At 61.6% G+C, this 20,355-nt stretch carries 15 protein-coding genes; 8 read left to right on the top strand and 7 right to left on the bottom strand.

Annotation, left to right across the window (positions count from 1 at the left end; translation table 11 throughout):
- Window positions 1–60: 60 nt before the first annotated feature.
- Window positions 61–2,814, bottom strand: coding sequence for a response regulator (locus tag KVG87_RS17905; RefSeq protein WP_217851864.1), 2,754 nt, complete (start codon window positions 2,812–2,814; stop codon window positions 61–63).
- A 206-nt stretch (window positions 2,815–3,020) separates the two neighbouring features.
- Between KVG87_RS17905 and KVG87_RS17900 the strand changes: the two genes are divergently transcribed.
- From KVG87_RS17900 to KVG87_RS17870, 7 genes are all read left to right on the top strand, one after another.
- A complete protein-coding gene (locus KVG87_RS17900; protein WP_217851843.1) occupies window positions 3,021–3,743 on the top strand; it encodes a response regulator transcription factor in 723 nt (240 codons plus the stop codon).
- Window positions 3,730–5,154, top strand: a complete 1,425-nt coding sequence (locus KVG87_RS17895; protein WP_217851840.1) for a sensor histidine kinase — start codon at window positions 3,730–3,732, stop codon at window positions 5,152–5,154. Before KVG87_RS17900 ends, KVG87_RS17895 begins: the two co-directional genes overlap by 14 nt.
- 208 nt (window positions 5,155–5,362) lie before the next feature.
- Complete coding sequence (gene cysM, locus KVG87_RS17890) at window positions 5,363–6,265, top strand: cysteine synthase CysM (protein ID WP_039757833.1); 903 nt, start codon at window positions 5,363–5,365, stop codon at window positions 6,263–6,265.
- Entirely contained in the window at window positions 6,265–7,641 is a 1,377-nt protein-coding gene (rlmD, locus tag KVG87_RS17885; protein WP_217851838.1) for a 23S rRNA (uracil(1939)-C(5))-methyltransferase RlmD, read from the top strand. The genes cysM and rlmD overlap by 1 nt, the downstream gene beginning before the upstream one ends.
- A gap of 101 nt (window positions 7,642–7,742) precedes the next feature.
- The gene (gene relA, locus KVG87_RS17880) at window positions 7,743–9,986 is read left to right on the top strand and encodes a GTP diphosphokinase (protein ID WP_041479585.1); all 2,244 of its coding nucleotides are present in this window, start codon (window positions 7,743–7,745) and stop codon (window positions 9,984–9,986) included.
- Between the two features lie 130 nt (window positions 9,987–10,116).
- Entirely contained in the window at window positions 10,117–10,950 is an 834-nt protein-coding gene (mazG, locus tag KVG87_RS17875) for a nucleoside triphosphate pyrophosphohydrolase (protein ID WP_024013963.1), read from the top strand.
- Between the two features lie 26 nt (window positions 10,951–10,976).
- Window positions 10,977–11,519, top strand: a complete 543-nt coding sequence (locus KVG87_RS17870; protein WP_016773645.1) for a DUF2058 domain-containing protein — start codon at window positions 10,977–10,979, stop codon at window positions 11,517–11,519.
- 68 nt (window positions 11,520–11,587) lie between these two features.
- On the opposite strand, the gene KVG87_RS17865 is transcribed toward KVG87_RS17870, so the two are convergent.
- From KVG87_RS17865 to KVG87_RS17840, 6 genes are all read right to left on the bottom strand, one after another.
- Entirely contained in the window at window positions 11,588–11,776 is a 189-nt protein-coding gene (locus tag KVG87_RS17865) for a hypothetical protein (RefSeq protein ID WP_016773646.1), read from the bottom strand.
- Between the two features lie 387 nt (window positions 11,777–12,163).
- On the bottom strand, window positions 12,164–13,384 hold the full coding sequence (gene fabB / locus KVG87_RS17860) for a beta-ketoacyl-ACP synthase I (RefSeq protein ID WP_016773647.1): 1,221 nt from the start codon (window positions 13,382–13,384) through the stop codon (window positions 12,164–12,166).
- Window positions 13,385–13,395: 11 nt separating this feature from the next.
- Window positions 13,396–13,911, bottom strand: a complete 516-nt coding sequence (fabA, locus tag KVG87_RS17855) for a 3-hydroxyacyl-[acyl-carrier-protein] dehydratase FabA (RefSeq protein WP_217851836.1) — start codon at window positions 13,909–13,911, stop codon at window positions 13,396–13,398.
- A gap of 247 nt (window positions 13,912–14,158) precedes the next feature.
- Window positions 14,159–16,063 (bottom strand): ATP-binding protein, encoded by a 1,905-nt coding sequence (locus KVG87_RS17850; protein WP_217851834.1) that lies wholly within the window; start codon window positions 16,061–16,063, stop codon window positions 14,159–14,161.
- On the bottom strand, window positions 16,060–16,992 hold the full coding sequence (locus tag KVG87_RS17845; protein WP_217851832.1) for an ABC transporter substrate-binding protein: 933 nt from the start codon (window positions 16,990–16,992) through the stop codon (window positions 16,060–16,062). The genes KVG87_RS17850 and KVG87_RS17845 overlap by 4 nt, the downstream gene beginning before the upstream one ends.
- Before the next feature lies 1 nt (window position 16,993).
- Entirely contained in the window at window positions 16,994–19,069 is a 2,076-nt protein-coding gene (locus KVG87_RS17840) for a TonB-dependent receptor plug domain-containing protein (protein ID WP_217851831.1), read from the bottom strand.
- A 245-nt stretch (window positions 19,070–19,314) separates the two neighbouring features.
- Here KVG87_RS17840 and KVG87_RS17835 point away from each other — a divergent pair, with 245 nt between their 5' ends.
- Entirely contained in the window at window positions 19,315–20,340 is a 1,026-nt protein-coding gene (locus tag KVG87_RS17835; RefSeq protein WP_041479589.1) for an NAD(P)H-dependent glycerol-3-phosphate dehydrogenase, read from the top strand.
- The last annotated feature ends 15 nt before the right edge of the window (window positions 20,341–20,355 follow it).

Genomic DNA, 20,355 nt, shown 5'->3' with positions numbered 1-20,355 from the left:
GCGGGCCGCAATGGCCCGCGACAACTGTAGCGCTTTGCGCGCGCCGTGCCTTGCCGTGGATCAGGCGCTGATGCGCGCCTGCGCGGCGAGTCGATTGATCGAGCGCTCCAGTTCATCCAGCGCGGCGGCGGCTTTCGGATCGTCCTGCTTGAGCAGGGTTTCGCTGCGCTGGCAGGCGGCGCGCAGTTGTGGCACGCCGCAATAACGGGTCGCGCCATGCAAACGGTGCACGCGTTCGAGCAGGGCATTCTGGTCGTGGCTGTCACGGGCGGCGCGAATCGCTTCGCGGTCGGCTTCCAGCGACGCCAGCAGCATGGCGAGCATGTCCGCCGCCAGATCCGCCTTGCCGGCCGCCAGACGCAAGCCTTCTTCGTGATCGAGCACTGGCAGTTCCTGCTGACTCGCCGCGCTGTCGCCGCCGCGCTCCGGCGCCTGATTGCGCAGGGCCAGTCCGGTCCACTTCAACACCACCTGCGCCAGTTGCCGCTCGCTGATCGGTTTGGTCAGGTAGTCGTCCATGCCGCTTTGCAGCAGCGCGCGTTTTTCGTTGGCCATGGCGTGGGCGGTGAGGGCGACGATCGGCAGCGGCGTGCAATGCCGCTCGCTTTCCCACTGGCGAATGGTTTCGGTGGTCTGGCGACCGTCCATGCCCGGCATCTGCACGTCCATCAGCACCAGATCGAAAGATTCGCTCTGCACGGCTTTGACGGCCGCGTAACCGCTTTCCACCGCGAGCACTCGGGCGCCCATGTCTTCGAGCAGGGTCTGCACCAGCAACAGATTCGCCGGGTTGTCGTCGACACACAGCACGCGCGGCGCACGGCTGGACAGCGGCTCGCCCGGTTCGCTGCGGGGCTGGCGCGGATTGACCAGATCGGACAACGCCCGGCGCAGCTTGCGCGTACACGCCGGTTTGGCTTGCAGCTGGCTGTGCGGGTTGGGCACCGACAGATGAAACAGCGTCTGTTCGGTGGTCGGGCACAGCACCAGCACTTTGCAGCCCAGATGTTCAAGGTCCCAGATGTGCTGATTCAAACGCTCCGGGAGCATGTCATTGCTGGTGATGCCGATCACCGCCAGATCGATCGCCTGATCGGTCTGATGCGCGCCGGTAACGCCATTGCTCAGGCTTTCCAGGGTATTGAACGGCGTAACTTGCAGTCCGCAGTCTTCCAGCTGATGTTGCAAGGCCTGACGCGCCAGTTCGTGGTTTTCCAGCACCGCCACACGGCGTCCGAGCAATGGCGCGGCGGGCAGGTCTTCGGCGTCGTCGCGAGTCTTGGGCAGGCTCAGGCTGATCCAGAATTCCGAGCCCTCGCCCGGCGTGCTGTCGACGCCGATCTCGCCGCCCATCTGTTCGATCAGGCGCTTGGAAATCACCAGCCCCAGGCCGGTGCCGCCGGGTTGGCGCGACAGCGAATTGTCGGCCTGACTGAAAGCCTGGAACAGCGCGCGGACATCCTGACTCGACAGACCGATGCCGGTGTCCTGAATGCTGATGCGCAGTTGCACGCTGTCTTCGTGTTCGTCTTCGAGCATCGCCCGGGCGACGATGGTGCCTTCGCGGGTGAACTTGATCGCGTTGCTGACCAGGTTGGTGAGGATCTGCTTCAGGCGCAGCGGATCGCCGACCAGCGACAGCGGTGTATCGCGATAGACCAGGCTGACCAGCTCAAGCTGCTTGGCGTGCGCCGCCGGGGCGAGGATGGTCAGGGTGTCCTGCAACAGATCACGCAGGTTGAACGGAATGTGGTCGAGAACCAGTTTGCCGGCCTCGATCTTCGAGAAGTCGAGAATCTCGTTGATGATTCCCAACAGGCTGTCGGCGGACTTTTCGATGGTGCCCAGATAGTCGAGCTGGCGCGGGGTCAGTTCGCTTTTCTGCAACAGGTGAGTGAAGCCGAGAATGCCGTTCAGCGGCGTGCGGATCTCGTGGCTCATGTTGGCGAGGAATTCGGATTTGATCCGGCTGGCTTCCAGCGCTTCTTTGCGCGCCAGGTCCAGTTCGATGTTCTGGATCTCGATGGTTTCCAGATTCTGCCGCACGTCTTCGGTGGCCTGATCGACGCTGTGCTGCAATTCTTCGCGAGCGTTTTGCAAGGTGCCGGCCATGCGGTTGATACCCGAGGCCAGTTCGTCCAGTTCCTGGCTGCCGAGGGGCGGCAAACGGGTTTCCAGATGACCGTCCTTGAGTTGCGCAACCGCTTGTTTGATCTGGCTCAGCGGACGGTTGATGGTGCGGCCCATGCGCAACGCGAGGAGGGCGGCGCCGGCAAGTCCGGCGGCGATCAGCAGCAGGCTGGCGAACAGGCTGCGATAGCCGCGCAGCAACATGCCGTTGTGCGACAGCTCCAGCTCGACCCAGCCGAGCAGGCGTTCGGATTCTTCGGGAATGATTTCACCGGCGAGGTTGCGGTGCTTGCCGAACACCGGCATCAGGTAGCGCGTTGCGTCATTGCCGCTGCGTCGTTGCAGCAGCGCGCTGTCGCCGCTCGGGGCCTGATTGAGCATGGTCGGGCCGGCGTGGGCCAGTGGCGAGCGGTCCGCCGCGAGGAAGGTCACCGCGCGCACGTCGGGTTGTTCAAGGGACTGGGTGGCGATGCGTTCAAGCAGATCGGCGTCGCCGTGGCCCATCGCCGGCGCCACCAGTGGCGCCAGTTGCTCGGCGATCATTTCGCCGCGCTGCATCAATTGGCTGTGCAGGTCGGTCTGCTGCGTCCAGGTGAAATAGCCACCCAGCACCAGCGCCATCAGGCTGGTCGGCAACAAGGTCAGCAACAGCACGCGACCTTTGATTCCCAGTTTCTTGAGCACGCCTATCTCCCGCATCCCGCTGATCTGTTGACACATGCGTGCATCCGGCACGCGACATGGGCGCAGTGTAGCGATTTGCAGGCGGGCAATCTTGCGGAAAATGCAGCGCCGCCCACGCACTCGTTCGTCCGACAGGCCAAGCTTGTGTTGCCCGCTGTCGGACAATCTTGAATAATCCGCCAACTGAGAATTACTTGCAGATACTCATGACTCCTGTTTCCGTTGGCCAGCCACGCATCCTTTCCATTGAAGACGATCCGGTCCTCGGCGCGTATGTGCACGAGCATCTGGACCGCAGCGGTTTTCAGGTGACCTGGTGCCAGAACGGCCAGGAAGGTCTGAACATCGCCCAGCGTCAGCCTTTCGACGTGGTGCTGATGGATATCCTGCTGCCGGGGCTCGATGGTCTGCAGTTGTTGACGCAATTGCGGCAGAGCCATTCGACGCCGGTGTTGCTGATGTCGGCGCTGGGTGCCGAGGCCGATCGCATCAGCGGTTTCCGCCTCGGTGCCGATGACTATCTGCCCAAGCCGTTCAGCATGGCCGAGTTGCATGTGCGCATCGAAGCGATCCTGCGCCGCGTGGCCTTGGATCGGCGCCCGCCTGCGATTACCGCTGCGGTGGTCAGCGGCGCCCTGCGTTTCGATGACGAACACTGCGACGTGTTCTACCGCGAGCAAGCGGCCGGGTTGACCCGCAGCGAATTCCGTCTGCTGGAAACCCTGCATCGCAACAACGAGGAAGTACTGAGCAAGGCCTTCCTTTATCAGCACGTCCTGCAACGCGGCTTTGCGGCGCACGATCGCAGCCTCGACATGCACATCAGCCAGATCCGTCGCAAACTCAAAGCCATCGGTTACACCGAGCGTGAAGTGCGCACGGTGTGGGGCAAGGGCTATGTCTTGAGTGGCGCCGATGAAACTGTCTGAACTGCCGGGGCGGCATTCGCTGTTCTGGAAACTGGCGTGCCTGCTGGTGGCGTTCTGTCTGCTGATGATCTGGCTGAGCTGGTCGTGGGGCCGCTACATGGAGGAGCGCAATCAGTTCCTCTCCAGTGACGCCCGCAGCACCCTCAGCCGTTACGCCGCGCAAGCCGAACAGGCGTGGCAGCGCGGCGCGCGCAGTGGCGTCGATGACTGGTTGCAAAGCATGGAATTGCGCGAGGCCAGTTGGGTCGGCGTGATCGGCGCTGATTTGCAGTCGCTGAGCAATCAGCCGTTGAACGCCGCGGAGGTGCAGCACCTGACCTTCCTGCGCGGCCTCGACTGGCCGATCCACAAGAAGGGCCGACCTTGGCTGCGGGTGCCGTTCCCGCAGGATCCGGCCGCCGGCATTCTGGTCATCGAGTTGCCCGAGCGCTTTGTTCCGGGCAAGTACCGGGTGTTCTGGCGGGTGATCACCAACGGCGTGATTCCCGGGCTGTTCACCCTGTTGCTCTGTGTCGGCCTGTATCGCCTGCTGGTGGTGCCGCTGAACAACCTGCGCGAACAGGCCAACGCCTGGCGCGCGGACCAGTTGAATGTGCGCCTGTCGAGCGGCATCACCCAGCGCCCGGACGAACTCGGTGAGCTGGCGCGGGCCTTCGATTCCATGTCCGAGCGCCTGCAAACCACCGTCGCCTTGCAGCAGCAGTTATTGCGCGACTTGTCCCACGAACTGCGCACGCCGCTGAGCCGTCTGCGCGTGGCCAGCGAAAGCGAACAGGGCCTGGCGCAATTGCGCGAGCGCATCGGCCGCGAAGTCGACGGCATGCAGCGGCTGGTCGAAGACACCCTGCAACTGGCCTGGCTCGACACCGACCGCTCGCCGTTACCAAATGAAGCGATCCAGATTCAGGCACTGTGGGAAATGATCACCGACAACGCCTGTTATGAAAGCGGCTGGCCGAGCCTGCAATTGCAATGCTCGGTCGAAGCTTCGTGTTGGGTGCGCGGCAACCTCAATACCCTCGCGCAAGCGCTGGAAAACATCCTGCGCAACGCCATTCGTCACTCGCCCGAGGGCGGCATCGTGCGTCTCGATGCACGGCGCGATGGCGAGTATTGGCATTTGTGGCTGGAGGATCAGGGCGGCGGCGTGGCTGACGAAGATCTGCAGCGGATCTTTTCGCCGTTCATTCGATTGGACGGATCGAGACCCGGGGATGGTGGCTTTGGCCTGGGCTTGAGCATTGCCCGCAACGCGGTGCAGCGCCAGGGCGGGTTGCTCTGGGCGGAAAACACGGGGGCGGGGCTGCGGTTGAATTTGCGCTTGCTGGCGGATGATGGCGTCGCACCGACTGGCGCTATCGCTGGCAAGCCAGCTCCCACAGGGAGTTTCTGCCAAACACAAATCGTGTGAAGACTCGGTCTCTGTGGGAGCTGGCTTGCCAGCGATGAGGCCATCCGCATCGCTGCAGATGAAGTCTGGCGAACTTAAATGTCTCACCACTGGTTGGACTGTTGTCCCTTATTCCCATAAACCATAAGCACCGCACTTTGCGTGATATGGCCTGCGCGGGTTTGCCGGTATGATAGGCGCCCCCGCACGTCTGGATTGCGAATACGCCATGACCCTGCAGTACCCAACCATCGCCGATTGCGTCGGCAACACGCCGCTGGTGCGTTTGCAGCGCCTGCCCGGCGCCACCAGCAACACCCTTTTGCTCAAGCTCGAAGGGAACAACCCGGCAGGTTCGGTCAAGGACCGTCCGGCGTTGTCGATGATCACTCGCGCCGAGTTGCGCGGGCAGATCAATCCCGGCGATACGCTGATCGAGGCGACCTCCGGCAACACCGGTATCGCGCTGGCGATGGCCGCTGCGATCAAGGGTTACAAGATGATCCTGATCATGCCGGACAACTCCAGCGCCGAGCGTAAAGCGGCGATGACCGCGTATGGCGCCGAGCTGATTCTGGTGACTCAGGAAGAGGGTATGGAAGGCGCCCGGGATCTGGCCCAGCGTATGGAAGCCGAAGGCCGTGGCAAGGTGCTCGACCAGTTCGCCAATGGCGACAACCCCGAAGCGCACTACACCACCACCGGCCCGGAAATCTGGCGTCAGACCCAGGGCAGCATCACCCATTTCGTCAGTTCGATGGGCACCACCGGCACCATCATGGGCGTGTCGCGCTACCTCAAAGAGCAGAGCGACAGCGTACAGATCGTCGGCCTGCAACCGATGGAAGGCTCGGCCATTCCCGGCATCCGCCGCTGGCCGCAGGAATACCTGCCGAAGATCTATCAGGCTGACCGCGTCGACCGCATCGTCGACATGGCGCAAAGCGAAGCCGAAGACGTTACGCGGCGTCTGGCCCGCGAAGAAGGCATCTTCTGCGGCGTGTCCTCGGGCGGTGCGGTGGCAGCGATGCTGCGCTTGTCCAAAGAAGTTGAAAACGCGGTGATCGTCGCGATCATCTGCGACCGTGGCGACCGTTACCTGTCGACCGGCATTTTCGACGCGCCGAACTGATGGCCAAACACGAGAGAGGCCTGCGCTTCCAGCCCACCGGCGGCAGCAAGGCGCCACAGATCCCTACCGGCAAAAAGCAGCGCTTGAGTATCGAGCGCCTGGCCAATGACGGTCGCGGTATCGCGTTTTTCGAAGGCAAAACCTGGTTCGTCCTCGGCGCCCTTGCCGGTGAAGAGGTCGAAGCGCGGGTGCTCGGCGCCCACGGCAAAGTGGTCGAGGCGCGCACCGAACGCGTGTTCAAGGCCAGCGAGTTGCGGCGCCCTGCAGCATGCCCGCACTTTGGCCGCTGTGGCGGTTGCAGCGTTCAGCACTTGCCCCACGACGAACAGCTCGCCCTGAAACAGCGCATGCTCGCCGAGCAATTGTCGCGCGTGGCCGGTGTCGAACCTGAGGAGTGGGCAGCGCCGCTGACCGGCCCGGAATTCGGTTACCGTCGGCGCGCGCGCATCGCCGTGCGCTGGGACATGAAGGCAAAAAAACTCGAAGTGGGTTTCCGCGCTGCCGGCAGTCAGGACATCGTCGCGATCAGCGAATGCCCGGTGCTGGTACAGCCCTTGCAGCCGATCATGACTCGCTTGCCGGAGATGCTGCGGCGCTTGAGCAAACCGCAGGCGCTGGGCCATGTCGAGTTGTTCAGCGGCTCATCTCTGGCGGTATTGCTGCGGCACATGGCGCCGTTGTCCGAAGCGGATCTGAGCATTCTCAAGGATTTCTGCCAGTTCCATGAAGCGCAGTTGTGGCTGCATGGCGAAGGTGAACCGCAACCGGTCGAAGCCGGTCAGAGCCTCGGCTATCGCCTGGAACAGTGGGATCTCGAGCTGGCTTATCGGCCGGGTGACTTCGTTCAGGTCAACGCCGGGGTCAACGAAGCGATGATCGCTCAGGCGCTGGACTGGCTTAAACCGACGGCTGAAGAACGCGTGCTCGACCTGTTTTGCGGGTTGGGAAATTTTGCGCTACCGCTGGCCAAAAGCGTCCGTGAAGTGGTGGCGGTGGAGGGTGTGCAGACCATGGTCGAGCGAGCCGCTGCCAACGCTGTCAGTAACAATTTGCATAACACAAAGTTTTTTCAAGCCGATTTATCCCAGCCTTTGAGCGATGCCCAGTGGATCGGAAACGGCTTTTCTGCGGTACTCTTGGACCCACCGCGTGACGGTGCTTTCGAGGTGGTGCGCAAGCTCGCGACCCTGGGTGCCAAGCGGTTGGTATATGTGTCGTGCAACCCGGCCACGCTGGCGCGCGACACGCAGGAATTGATCAAGCAGGGCTACCGGTTAAAACGTGCCGGGATTCTCGATATGTTTCCTCAGACGGCACATGTCGAGGCCATGGCGTTATTTGAAGCGAGCCAGGACGGCTCGTCTGAATCCGTCTGATCTGTCCGCGCAGCGCTCGCCTGAGCCCCGCGAGCGCGAACGGACACTGAGGATCAGCGATTTGACGCATTGAATCTGCGTCGTAGGGAAGGTAAAGCAGCATGGTACAGGTGAGAGCACACCAGCCGATCAACACCGACGGCAGTATCAATCTCGAGGCCTGGCTCGATCACGCGGTCAGTGTCGATCTGGCACTGGATCGCGAGGCCTTGAAAGAAGCCTGCGAGTTCGCTCGCGAGGCCGAACAGCAGTCCAATGCGAAGAAGAACCTCTGGGCCGAAGGCTCCGGCAGTTTCAGCACTGGCCTTGAGATCGCCGAGATCCTCGCCGACCTCAAGCTCGACCAGGATTCGCTGGTCGCCGCCGTTTTGTATCGCGGCGTGCGCGAAGGCCAGATCGAGCTGGCGGCTATCGGCCAGCGCTTCGGTCCGGTGGTGGCCAAGCTGATCGACGGCGTGCAGCGCATGGCGGCCATCAGCGCCAGTCTCAGCCCACGGCAATCGATGGTCATGGGCACGCAAGGGCAGGTCGAGAACCTGCGCAAAATGCTCGTGGCCATGGTCGATGACGTACGCGTTGCGCTGATCAAACTGGCCGAACGCACCTGCGCCATCCGTGCGGTGAAAACCGCCGACGATGAAAAGCGCAACCGCGTCGCTCGCGAAGTCTTCGACATCTATGCGCCGCTGGCCCATCGCCTCGGCATCGGTCATATCAAATGGGAACTGGAGGACTTGTCCTTCCGTTATCTGGAACCCGATCAATACAAGCAGATCGCCAAGTTGCTCCACGAGCGGCGGCTGGACCGCGAGCGTTTCATCAGCGACGTGATGACCCAGCTCAAGGACGAACTGCAGGCCACTGGTGTCGATGCCGACATCAGCGGCCGGGCGAAACACATCTACTCGATCTGGCGCAAAATGCAGCGCAAGGGTCTGGAATTCAGCCAGATCTACGACGTTCGCGCCGTGCGCGTGCTGGTGCCGGAAATGCGCGACTGCTACACCGCGCTCGGTATCGTCCACACCCTGTGGCGGCACATCCCGAAAGAATTCGACGACTACATCGCCAACCCGAAAGAGAACGGCTACCGCTCGCTCCACACGGCGGTGATCGGCCCGGAAGGCAAGGTCCTCGAGGTGCAGATCCGCACCCACTCCATGCACGAAGAAGCCGAACTTGGCGTCTGCGCGCACTGGCGCTACAAGGGCACCGACGTCAAATCCGGCTCGAACCATTACGAAGAGAAAATCTCCTGGCTGCGTCAGGTGCTCGAATGGCACGAAGAACTGGGTGACATCGGCGGTCTGGCCGAGCAGCTGCGCGTCGATATCGAGCCCGATCGGGTCTACATCTTCACTCCCGACGGTCACGCCATCGACTTGCCGAAAGGCGCAACGCCGCTGGATTTCGCCTATCGGGTACACACCGAAATCGGCCACAACTGCCGGGGCGCGAAGATCAACGGCCGTATCGTGCCGCTGAACTACAGCCTGCAGACCGGCGAGCAGGTCGAGATCATCACCAGCAAGCACGGCACGCCGAGCCGCGACTGGCTGAACCCGAACCTCGGTTACGTCACCACCTCGCGGGCGCGGGCGAAGATCGTTCACTGGTTCAAATTGCAGGCTCGCGATCAGAACGTTGCGGCCGGTAAAACCCTGATCGAGCGCGAACTCAATCGCCTCGGCCTGCCGGCGGTGGATTTCGACAAGCTGGCCGAAAAAGCCAACATGAAAACCGCCGAAGACATGTTCGCCGCCCTCGGTGCCGGCGACCTGCGTCAGGCGCATCTGGTCAACCTTGCGCAGCAACTGGTCGAGCCGGAGCGCGGCAACGAGCAACTGGAACTGATCCCGCGCAAGGCTACCGGTTACAAACCTGGCAAGCGCGGCGATATCCAGATCCAGGGCGTCGGCAACCTGATGACGCAGATGGCCGGCTGCTGCCAGCCGCTGCCGGGCGATGCGATTGTCGGTTACATCACTCAGGGCCGGGGCGTGAGCATTCACCGCCAGGACTGCGCCTCGGTGCTGCAACTGGGCGGGCGCGAGCCGGAGCGGATCATTCAGGTCAGCTGGGGGCCGGTGCCGGTGCTCACCTATCCGGTGGACATCATCATCCGCGCCTACGACCGTTCCGGCCTGCTGCGTGACGTCTCGCAGGTGCTGCTCAACGAGCGCATCAACGTGCTGGCGGTCAACACCCGCTCGAACAAGGAAGACAACACTGCGCTGATGTCGCTGACCATCGAGATCCCCGGACTGGATGCGCTGGGACGGCTGCTGGGGCGGATTTCGCAACTGCCGAACATCATCGAAACCCGGCGTAACCGTACCCCGTGAAGATGACTCTGATCCCATGTGGGAGCTGGCTTGCCAGCGATGCAGACAACTCGGTCTCTCAGGAGAGTCGAGGTGATGCAATCGCTGGCAAGCCAGCTCCCACAGGATTTTGTGGTGAGCCTGATAAATGATGTATTCACTCGAAGACCTGCTCCACCTGATGTCCCGCCTGCGAGATCCGCAGTTCGGTTGTCCGTGGGACATCAAGCAAACCTACGCGACCATCGTCCCGCACACCCTCGAAGAAGCCTATGAAGTGGCCGATGCCATCGAGCGTGGCGATCTCGATCACTTGCAGGGCGAGTTGGGTGATCTGTTGTTTCAGGTGGTGTATTACAGCCAGTTGGCCAAGGAAGAAGGGCGGTTCGAATTCGCCGGGGTGATCGACAGCATCACGCGTAAACTGATCCGTCGTCATCCGCATGTGTTCCCGACGGGCGACCTGTACGCGCCGCTCGACGTACCCCGCTTGAGCGAAGAACAGGTCAAGCAGCGCTGGGAAGAGATCAAGGCCGAAGAGCGCGCCGAGAAAGCCTCAGCGCCCGAGCAGTTGTCCTTGCTTGATGATGTGCCGGCCACGTTGCCGGCACTGTCGCGCTCAGCCAAGCTGCAGAAGCGCGCCGGGCAGGTCGGTTTCGACTGGCCGGATGCCTTGCCGGTCCTCGACAAGGTCCGCGAAGAGCTCGATGAAGTGCTCGAAGCCATGTCCGAAAACGATCCGGTGGCGGTGGCCGACGAGATCGGCGATCTGCTGTTTTCCGTGGTCAATCTGGCCCGGCATCTGAAGGTCGATCCGGAAACCGCCCTGCGCGGCGCCAACGGCAAGTTTGAAAGACGTTTCCGTTTTATCGAACAGGCATTGCGCGACACCCACCGTCCCATGGAAGATTGCACCCTCGAAGAGTTGGACGCCCTGTGGGGCGAAGCCAAACGCCAGGAAAAGAATGAGCCCAGCTGCGGCTGAGCCGTTGCCCAAGTGAGTAAGCATTGATGAGCCTTTCCCTTCGCGACCAGTTGCTCAAAGCAGGCCTGGTCAACCAAAAGCAGGCCAAGCAGGTCAGCAAAGACAAGCAGAAGCAACAGCGCCTGGCCCACAAAGGCCAGGCCGAGCTGGACGATTCGCAGCAGCGCGCCGCCCAGGAAGCCATGGCCGAGAAGGTCAAGCGCGACCAGGAGCTTAACCGTCAGCAGCAGGAGAAGGCCGAGGCCAAGGCCCGCGCTGCGCAGGTCAAGCAGTTGATCGAAGTCTCGCGTCTGCCCAAGCTGACCACCGAGGACTACTACAACTTCGTCGACGACAAGAAGGTCAAGCGCATCTCGGTCAACACGCTGATGCGCAACAAGCTCAGCAGCGGTTCGCTGGCGATCGTGCACCACAATGGCGGCTATGAAGTGATTCCCCGTGAAGCGGCGCTGAAGATCCAGGAGCGCGACCCGCAGCGCATTGTCCAGCTCAACGTGCAGACCGAAGAGGTCAACGCCGAGGACGATCCGTACGCGGCGTACCAGATCCCTGACGATCTGATGTGGTAAATCCACGGCCGTAACACCGACGAACCCCGCTCATGGCGGGGTTTGTCGTTTTCAAATGCTGTGTTGTTTCAGGCGGACTTCAGTTCTCGTTGCTGTTCCTGCACTTCCAGTTCGGCCTTGTAGTTATGGGCATCTATTTCGTTGTGGAACATGCCGACCAGCAAGTCTTGTTGATGCACATCCCAGATACGGATGCCGGCGGCCAGGCCTTCGTGGGACATGTGTGAATCGTCGCGTTCAGTTACTTTTACAGTCATCTGCTAGCTCCAGATCTCAAGTTACTGCACCAAGGCGTGTGCAGGACTCTGTTATAGGATTTGTTAGTCAGCTAAGTAAACTGCCAATTGGCGCAAGGTGTTGTTGCGGATTTCGCAACAAAGCTGCAGGCCGCGTAAACCGCGACATTCGGTCGCAGGGTAGTAAGTTTCATGACAGAAGTTTCATCTCCAGAACACCCTGAAACCCTGTGGGAGCTGGCTTGCCAGCGATGACGTCGGCACAGCAAACATCTCCGTTGCCTGACACTCCGCTATCGCTGGCAAGCCAGCTCCCACAGAGATCAGCGGTGTCCTAGCTAATTTTCAGGCAAAAAAAACGCCCCGAACCAGTCGGGGCGTTTTCATGTGCGGCTCAGCAGCGGGGAATTACTTGCCTTCCCAGCGCTTCAGTACCAGCGTGGCGTTGGTGCCGCCGAAGCCGAAGCTGTTGCTCATCACGGTGTTGATGGTGGCGTTCTCGCGGGTCTTGGTCAGCACCGGCAGATCGGCCACTTCCGGGTCGAGCTCGTCGATGTTGGCGGAGCCGGCGATGAAGTTGCCTTCCATCATCAGCATGCAGTAGATCGCTTCGTGCACGCCGGCGGCGCCCAGGGAGTGACCGGACAGGCTCTTGGTCGAGCTGATCGCTGGAGCCTTGTCGCCGAACACTTCACGCACACCTTTCATTTCCGCAACGTCGCCGACCGGAGTCGAAGTGCCGTGGGTGTTCAGGTAGTCGATCGGGGTGTCGACGGTGGACAGCGCCTGCTGCATGCAGCGGATCGCGCCTTCGCCGCTCGGGGCAACCATGTCGTAGCCATCGGACGTTGCGCCGTAGCCAACGATCTCGGCGTAGATCTTCGCGCCACGGGCCAGAGCGTGTTCCAGCTCTTCGACGACAACCATGCCGCCGCCGCCAGCGATGACGAAACCGTCGCGGTCCTTGTCGTAGGCGCGGGAAGCTTGTTCCGGGGTGTCGTTGCGCTTGCTGGACAGAGCGCCCATCGCGTCGAACAGGAACGACTGGCTCCAGTGCTCTTCTTCACCGCCACCGGCGAAGACGATGTCCTGCTTGCCCATCTGGATCTGTTCCATGGCGGTACCGATGCAGTGAGCACTGGTGGCGCAGGCAGAAGCGATGGAGTAGTTCAGGCCCTTGATCTTGAACGGCGTGGCCAGGCAAGCGGAAACGGTGCTGCTCATGGTCCGCGTTACACGGTACGGGCCAACGCGCTTCACGCCTTTCTCGCGCAGGATGTCCAGCGCTTCCATCTGGTTCAGCGTGGAAGCACCACCGGAACCAGCGATCAGGCCGGTACGCGGGTTGGACACTTGCTCTTCGGTCAGGCCGGAGTCAGTGATGGCGTCTTTCATGGCCAGGTAGGCGTAAGCCGCTGCATGACCGACGAAGCGATAGATCTTGCGATCGATCAGCTCTTCAAGGTTGAGGTCGATGGAGCCGGAAACCTGGCTACGCAGACCCATTTCAGCATATTCCGGGTTGAACCGGATGCCAGGGCGGCTTGCACGCAGGTTAGCGGAGACGGTCTCTTTGTCATTGCCCAGGCACGAAACGATGCCCAGACCAGTGATAACGACGCGGCGCATGCGAATAACCCTTAGAAGTTTTCAGTGGAGGTGAACACGCCGACGCGCAGGCCTTCGGCGGTGTAGATTTCGCGTCCGTCGACACTGACCGAACCATCGGCGATGGCCATGTTCAGCTTGCCCTTGAGGACGCGTTTGATATGAATGTTGTAAGTGACTTTCTTGGCGGTCGGCAGCACCTGACCGAAGAATTTCACCTCGCCCGAACCCAGCGCACGGCCGCGGCCCGGCAGGCCTTGCCAGCCCAGGAAGAAGCCGACCAGTTGCCACATGGCATCCAGACCCAGGCAGCCCGGCATCACCGGATCGCCTTCGAAATGGCAGGCGAAGAACCACAGGTCAGGGTTGATATCCAGCTCGGCGACCAATTCACCTTTGCCGTACTTGCCGCCTTCTTCGCTGATATGGGTGATGCGATCCACCATCAGCATGTTCGGGGCGGGCAGTTGCGCGTTACCTGGGCCGAACAGCTCACCGCGACTGCAGCGCAGCAGGTCTTCCCGAGTAAAGGCGTTTTGTTTGGTCATGCGAGCTCCTCAATAATCCCATGCGGCAGGTGGGGCAGATCTTCCCGACCGTTCAAGGCATTCATGCCTCGAACCGGCAGCCTACTCATAGACTATTGCGTTGTGGTGAAAGTCACAGCACCAAGGACATGAATGTACACTTGTGCACTGAAATTTTTAATCAAGCCCCTTTTGGGGCTCGTTCGGGTGCCTAAGACTGCCGCACTTTCGCTTTTCACGCCAGTCGCAGATGGTCGAAAGGCCCACACTACGACACCCAGCGTTGCAAAATCTGCTGCAGGTCATTGCGTTTGAACGGCTTGGCCAGGTAATCGTTCATCCCCGCTGCCAGACAGGTTTCGCGATCGCCCTGCAAGGCGTTGGCGGTCAGCGCGATGATCGGCACATCGCGGCGTCCGGGGAGGTCGCGGATCTGTCGCGTGGCCTCGTAGCCGTCGATGATCGGCAGCCGGCAATCCATCAGAATCACTTCGAATTCGCCACCCTCGGCACTGCGCACCGCTTGCGCGCCATCGGTCGCCACGCTGACCGCAAACCCGAGGCTGCGCAGCATCGCTTCGATCACAGTCTGGTTGACCGGATTGTCTTCGACCAGCAACACATGGCGTCCTTCACCCTGACCACTGCCGTTCGGCGCTCGCGGCGCGGCCAGCGCTGGCATTGCCTGCTTATATAGCGCCAATGGAATTTCCAGAGTGAATACCGAACCGCGTCCTTCCTCACTCTGCGCGCGCAACGTACCGCCCATGCGTTCGGCCAGGGTCCGCGCGATCGGCAGACCAAGCCCGGTGCCACCGTAACGACGGGAGATCGAACTGTCGGCCTGCTGGAAGGCATTGAACATCAGCTCCAGACTCTCAGAAGAAATGCCGATGCCGCTGTCGCGCACTGAGCAAGTGAACCAGAGCAGTTCATGATCCAGCGATTGCCATTGCGCTTCGATGCTGACTCGGCCCTGCTCGGTGAACTTCAAGGCATTGCCGACCAGATTGACCAGAATCTGCCGGATCCGCGTCGGATCGCCCTGCACCTGCAAGCCGCGCATGTCGTCGGGAATGCGCAGATTCAGTGCCAGGCCTCGCTGCACCGCGCTGTGCTGGAACGATTGCGCGCAGGCGCCGATCAGCTCGGCGAGATTGAACGGAATGTGCTCCAGCTCCAGCTCCGAACGCTCGATTCGCGAGAAGTCGAGAATGTCATTGATGACCTTGAGCAAGTGCTCGGTCGACTCCGAAGCGAGTGCGGCGTATTCGACCTGCTCCTCGGTCATCTCGGTGGTTTCAAGCAACTGCAACATGCCCAGCACGCCGTTCATGGGCGTGCGCAGTTCATGGCTCATCATCGCCAGAAAGTCGGATTTGGCGTTGTTGGCCTTCTCCGCTTCTTCGCGGGTCTGGATCAGTTGCGCCATCGCTTGCTGCTGTTCGCGACTGGCCTGCTCCAGCGCTTGGGCGAGGTTGTTGATGTGCTGCGACAGCGCACCCAGTTCGGTGTCGTCGACAATCGGCAGCGGGGTTTTGTAATCGCCTTCCTGAATCGCCTTGACCGCATCGCCAATGTCACGGATCGGCTGTGACAGACTGCCAGCCAGACGACGGGCGACGACAAAAGTGAAGAGCAGGGCGAACAGCGCGAGAATCCCGGCCTTGAACAGGATCTCCTGCTGGCGCTGACTGAAAGCATCGTTGGACAGGCCGACGATCACTCGCCCCAGATAATCCTCGCCGGCGGTGCTGTTGCTGACCTTGCCGTCCTGGAAGAAGTCGTTGTGTAAGGCGATCCGCTGCAAACGCACCGGGGCCTGGAACACTTCGACCTGATGCGGGCGACTGTGGCTGTCGGCCGGTTGTTCGACATACACCAGAATCCGGTTGGCGCTGTCCTGCACTTCGAGAAAACGCACGTTGGGCGTGGCCAGCGTTGCCTTGAGCAGGCTTTCCAGCACTTCGTTGTTGCCGGAGATCACCCCGTATTCCGTGGCCGGGGCGAGTTGGTTGGCGATCAGTTGGCCGGTGTGGTTCAGCTCCTGACGCAAGTCCTGGATGCGCACGAAGGTAAAGAAGCTGATCAACAGCAACGTCAGCAGCAGCGCCGGGCCGAGGCTGATCAGCTGCGTGCGGGTGTTGATGTCCCAACGGCGGCGGAAATTCATGGGCGGCGCTCTCCTTCGGCCAAGGCACTGGCGACAGATGCTTCATTCAGCGGTTCGATGCCTAAGGAACGAGCCACCTGCGCATTACTTGAGACTTTGAAACGAGCGGGGTAAAGCGTTCGCGGCCATGCGCTGGTGGGCTGATCGAGCAAATGGTCGAGGACCGCCAGCCAGTCGCTCTGGTCGCTGTAGGTACTGGCGAGGCTGCCAGCGCGAACGAATGCAATGTTGGGGCCGATCAGCGCAACCTGACGCGAGTAGCTGCTGAGCAGGAGGTTTTTCGCCGTTTGCGAGTTGTACAGATCGGGGTCATCCAGGCCGAGCAAGACGTCGCTGCTTTTCAGCACCGCTTGCAGCGGACGGCTGTCGTGGATGTTGTCCCAGCGCTGGCTGACAATCTCCAGGTTCAATGGCCGTGCAGCCGCGCGCAATTCGTCAATGAGGAATTCGCCGTGCTCATCGAACAGCACGCCGACCCGCCGCGCCTGCGGCAAGATCCGCCGGATCAGTTGCAATTGCCGGCTCAGCGGTGGGTCGCTCCAGAGCAGGCTCAGGCGCGCCGGTTGGGCATCGGCGAAACGCTGGCGCGCCTGCAAGCGGCTGATGCGCAACACCAGCGTCGACGGGCCTTGTGAGTCTTGCAGACGCCAGTCGAGGCTGGGCAGATCGAGCAGGATCAAGCGCAGACTGGCCGGCAGTTTGCCCGGAGCCGGCAAACTGGCCAGCGGCTGGAACCGCACATTGTCGGTCGGGCGCAGTTCACTCAGCGCTTGTACGAAAGCCTGCACGCCGGGGCTTTCCTCGGCGCCGGTCAACAGAATATCGGCGGCATGCACCGCGACCCCGTGCAGCCACGCGGTCAAGAACAGGCAGAGCCCCGCCAGCCAGTGGCCAAGGGTTGGCGTCTTCCGTGACGGGCCGTTGCGCATCCTAGAACTCCAGCTCGGCACTGAAATACATCACCCGGCGTTCATCGTAATTATTGTCGACGAAGGTGTTCGGCTGATGGTCGAGGCGCTGTTGCAGCACGCCGGCCAATTGCAGCTGAGCTTTGCCAATGGCGATGCGTTTGGCGATGCGCGTGTCAACGCGTTCGAAGCGATAGCCGTTGAGCGCGTTGTCACCGTAATAAAAGAGGGCGCTGTTCCAGCCATGCCCCCAGTTGCGCAGCCAACCGGCGGAACCACTGTTGCGCGAGGTCAACTGCTGATCCAGCGGATTGCTCGCCTCGGCGTCGACGAAGGCGTAGGTCAAACGCAAGCGGTCGGCGCTGCTGAGGCGCCAGTCGAGTTGCGTTTCGGTGCCGCGAAAGCGCGAGCTGTTGGCGTTGCTGGCGATGTACTGATTGTTGCGCAGCGGCTCGCTGATCATCCCGGTGATTTCGTCGTAGAACAGCTTCACGTCCACGGCCAGCCCGAGCTCGGCGAAGTAACCGTTGTAGCCCAACTCGCGCGAGCGCATGTGTTCCTGATCGAGATCGCCGGGGCCACGGGTCTTGACGAAATACCGCGCCGACGACTGGCCGTAGGCCGAGGGTCGCAGGTTGCTGACCTGATAGCTCCAGTTGACGTTGTTCTCGAACATGTCCGGTGAACGGATCGCCTCCGAGTACACCGCGCGCAGGCCATGACGCGGGTTGATCAGGTAGTTGACCGCGAAGCGCGGGGTCAGCGAACTGCCGATCAGTTGCGTGTCTTCGAACATCGCCCCGCCCTGCACCAGCCAGTGCTCGGTAGCGCGCCATTCGAGTTGGCCGAAGGCGCGCCAGGTGGTGTCGTCGAGGGTGCCGTTGAAATAGGTTTCGGAATCGGCGCGGTCGTAGCGGTAATTCAGGCCGCTGACCAGACGCAGGCTGTCGGCCAGGCTGAGGGTGTCCTGCAGCTCGAGGTCGTAACGCGACTCGCGGGCGCTCTGGTCGATATCGCCGCACAAAGTCTGGCTGGCGCCGTTGCGCCATTGCTCGAGCACTTGATTGGCCAGCGCCATTTCCTGCGGCGTGCCGGGCGCCGCGCCGGGGCCGGTGAACTGGTTGATGTTGCGCGCCAGCCGTTCGGTGTAATTCGGGTTGAGCTGCCACAGCTGCGTCAGTTCAGGGCTGAACGACACTTCGGCATCGCAGGCGCGCCAGACCTGCTGGCGATCCCAGTGCTGCGCCGAACCTTGCACATAGAGGCTGTGTTCGGGATTGATGTCGAGGTTCCAGCGCACCGAACCGGCGTAATCCTTGGCCACCACGTCGGAATTGTTCCCGGCGTCGGTAATCCCCGAGAACACCGGGCGGTAGGTATAAGGCCGCTGATTGCTGCCGTCTTTGGCGTTGAGCTGCCAGTCGAGGCTTTGATCTTCATTGAGATCATGGCTGACCGCCAAGCTGAGACGATTCAAGCGCCGACTGTCGCGATAATCGGCGCCGATACGATCGCTGTCGAAACCGTCGTCTTCCTGGCCGGACAGCGACAGGCGCAGATCGCCGCCATCCCAACCGGTGCCCTGACTGGCATAAAAGTCGTTGATGCCACGCTGGCCACGGGTGATCTTCAGGCGCGTGCCATGGCTGTCGGCCGGGTGACGAGTGATGATGTTGATCACCGCCATCAACGCGTTGGCGCCATAGCTGACAGTGTTCGGACCGCGAAACACCTCGATCCGCTCGATATCTTCCATCGCGACCGGAATATCGCTCCAGTCCACCGTCGCGAGGCCGGCGCGATACACCGAGCGGCCATCGATCAACACCTGCATGCGCCGTGCTTCGCTGGCGTTGGTGCCGTGGTAATTCACCGCCGGCTGATTGCCGTTGATGCTGCCAACCATCATCCCCGGAACCAGTCGCAGCAATTCGCTGATGTCGCGGGCGCCGCTGGCGCTGATCAATTCGCTGTCGAGAACGGTCATGCTCCCCGGTACTTCGGCCGGGGTCTGCTTCAGGCGCGTGGCGGTAAGCACCGGCGGCAGCGTCTGGCTGTCGACGAAGAGATCGTCCGCCAGCACCAGCGGGCTGAACATCAGCGCGAGTAACAGGGGCGAGCGCGGGGAAGGAGGGCCAGAAAACACGACACAGCCTGCAGAGAGAAGAATTGGCGCGCATGTTAACCGAGGGCTGCGACTTTTCCAGTGACGTTGCAGGCATTTTCCTAGGTTTTATTGGTCTTCTTCCTACAAATGTCGGTAATTGTTGCTGGGGCTGGCCGCCACCGGGTCGCCCCGTATAATGCCCGGCATCGCCACTGGTATGGATTAACGGATTGCATATGACTGAACAGCGCCCGATTGCGGTCCTGGGAGGCGGAAGTTTTGGTACCGCCGTGGCCAATCTGCTGGCCGAGAACGGCCATCAAGTCCTTCAGTGGATGCGTGACCCCGAGCAGGCCGAGGCCATCCGGGTCAACCGCGAAAACCCGCGTTACCTCAAAGGCATCAAGATTCTCCCGGGCGTGACCGCTGTCACCGACCTGCAGGCCACGCTCGATGCTTGTGATTTGTGCTTTGTCGCGCTGCCGTCCAGCGCCTTGCGCAGCGTACTCGCCGCCCACGCCGAGCGCTTGAGCGGCAAGATGCTGGTGAGCCTGACCAAAGGCATCGAAGCGCAGACCTTCAAGCTGATGAGCCAGATTCTCGAAGAGATCGCCCCGCAGGCGCGCATCGGCGTGTTGTCCGGTCCGAACCTGGCGCGGGAAATCGCCGAGCACGCACTGACCGCCACGGTGGTCGCCAGTGAAGACGAAGAACTGTGCAAAGCGGTGCAAGCCGCCCTGCACGGGCGCACCTTCCGCGTCTACGCCAGCGCCGACCGTTTCGGTGTCGAGCTGGGCGGGGCGTTGAAAAACGTTTACGCGATCATCGCCGGCATGGCGGTGGCATTGGAAATGGGCGAGAACACCAAGAGCATGCTGATCACTCGCGCCTTGGCCGAGATGACCCGCTTTGCGGTGAATCAGGGCGCCAACCCGATGACCTTCCTTGGTCTGGCCGGGGTTGGCGATCTGATCGTCACCTGTTCATCGCCCAAAAGCCGCAACTACCAGGTGGGCTTCGCCCTCGGTCAGGGCTTGAGCCTCGACGAAGCGGTGTCGCGTCTTGGCGAGGTCGCCGAAGGGGTCAACACCCTCAAAGTGCTCAAGGCCAAGTCCCAGGAAGTCGGCGTGTACATGCCGCTGGTCGCCGGGCTGCACGCGATCCTGTTCGAGGGACGCACGCTGGAGCAGGTGATCGGTCTACTGATGCGTGCCGAGCCGAAAACCGACGTCGACTTTATTTCCACCAGCGGTTTCAACTGATTCAGCTGTTACACG

This window comes from Pseudomonas siliginis (assembly GCF_019145195.1).
Taxonomy (GTDB): Bacteria; Pseudomonadota; Gammaproteobacteria; order Pseudomonadales; family Pseudomonadaceae; genus Aquipseudomonas; species Aquipseudomonas siliginis.
Note: the sequence above shows the minus strand (reverse complement) of the source record. Positions and strands in the feature narration are given on the sequence as shown.

Excerpts from the sequence above, each read along its gene's own strand:
- KVG87_RS17900 (WP_217851843.1), top strand. The coding sequence starts at position 3,021 with ATGACTCCTGTTTCCGTTGGCCAGCCACGCATCCTTTCCATTGAAGAC.
- KVG87_RS17895 (WP_217851840.1), top strand. The coding sequence starts at position 3,730 with ATGAAACTGTCTGAACTGCCGGGGCGGCATTCGCTGTTCTGGAAACTG.
- cysM (WP_039757833.1), top strand. The coding sequence starts at position 5,363 with ATGACCCTGCAGTACCCAACCATCGCCGATTGCGTCGGCAACACGCCG.
- rlmD (WP_217851838.1), top strand. The coding sequence starts at position 6,265 with ATGGCCAAACACGAGAGAGGCCTGCGCTTCCAGCCCACCGGCGGCAGC.
- relA (WP_041479585.1), top strand. The coding sequence starts at position 7,743 with ATGGTACAGGTGAGAGCACACCAGCCGATCAACACCGACGGCAGTATC.
- mazG (WP_024013963.1), top strand. The coding sequence starts at position 10,117 with ATGTATTCACTCGAAGACCTGCTCCACCTGATGTCCCGCCTGCGAGAT.
- KVG87_RS17870 (WP_016773645.1), top strand. The coding sequence starts at position 10,977 with ATGAGCCTTTCCCTTCGCGACCAGTTGCTCAAAGCAGGCCTGGTCAAC.
- KVG87_RS17865 (WP_016773646.1), bottom strand. The coding sequence starts at position 11,776 with ATGACTGTAAAAGTAACTGAACGCGACGATTCACACATGTCCCACGAA.
- fabB (WP_016773647.1), bottom strand. The coding sequence starts at position 13,384 with ATGCGCCGCGTCGTTATCACTGGTCTGGGCATCGTTTCGTGCCTGGGC.
- fabA (WP_217851836.1), bottom strand. The coding sequence starts at position 13,911 with ATGACCAAACAAAACGCCTTTACTCGGGAAGACCTGCTGCGCTGCAGT.
- KVG87_RS17850 (WP_217851834.1), bottom strand. The coding sequence starts at position 16,063 with ATGAATTTCCGCCGCCGTTGGGACATCAACACCCGCACGCAGCTGATC.
- KVG87_RS17845 (WP_217851832.1), bottom strand. The coding sequence starts at position 16,992 with ATGCGCAACGGCCCGTCACGGAAGACGCCAACCCTTGGCCACTGGCTG.
- KVG87_RS17840 (WP_217851831.1), bottom strand. The coding sequence starts at position 19,069 with ATGTTCAGCCCGCTGGTGCTGGCGGACGATCTCTTCGTCGACAGCCAG.
- KVG87_RS17835 (WP_041479589.1), top strand. The coding sequence starts at position 19,315 with ATGACTGAACAGCGCCCGATTGCGGTCCTGGGAGGCGGAAGTTTTGGT.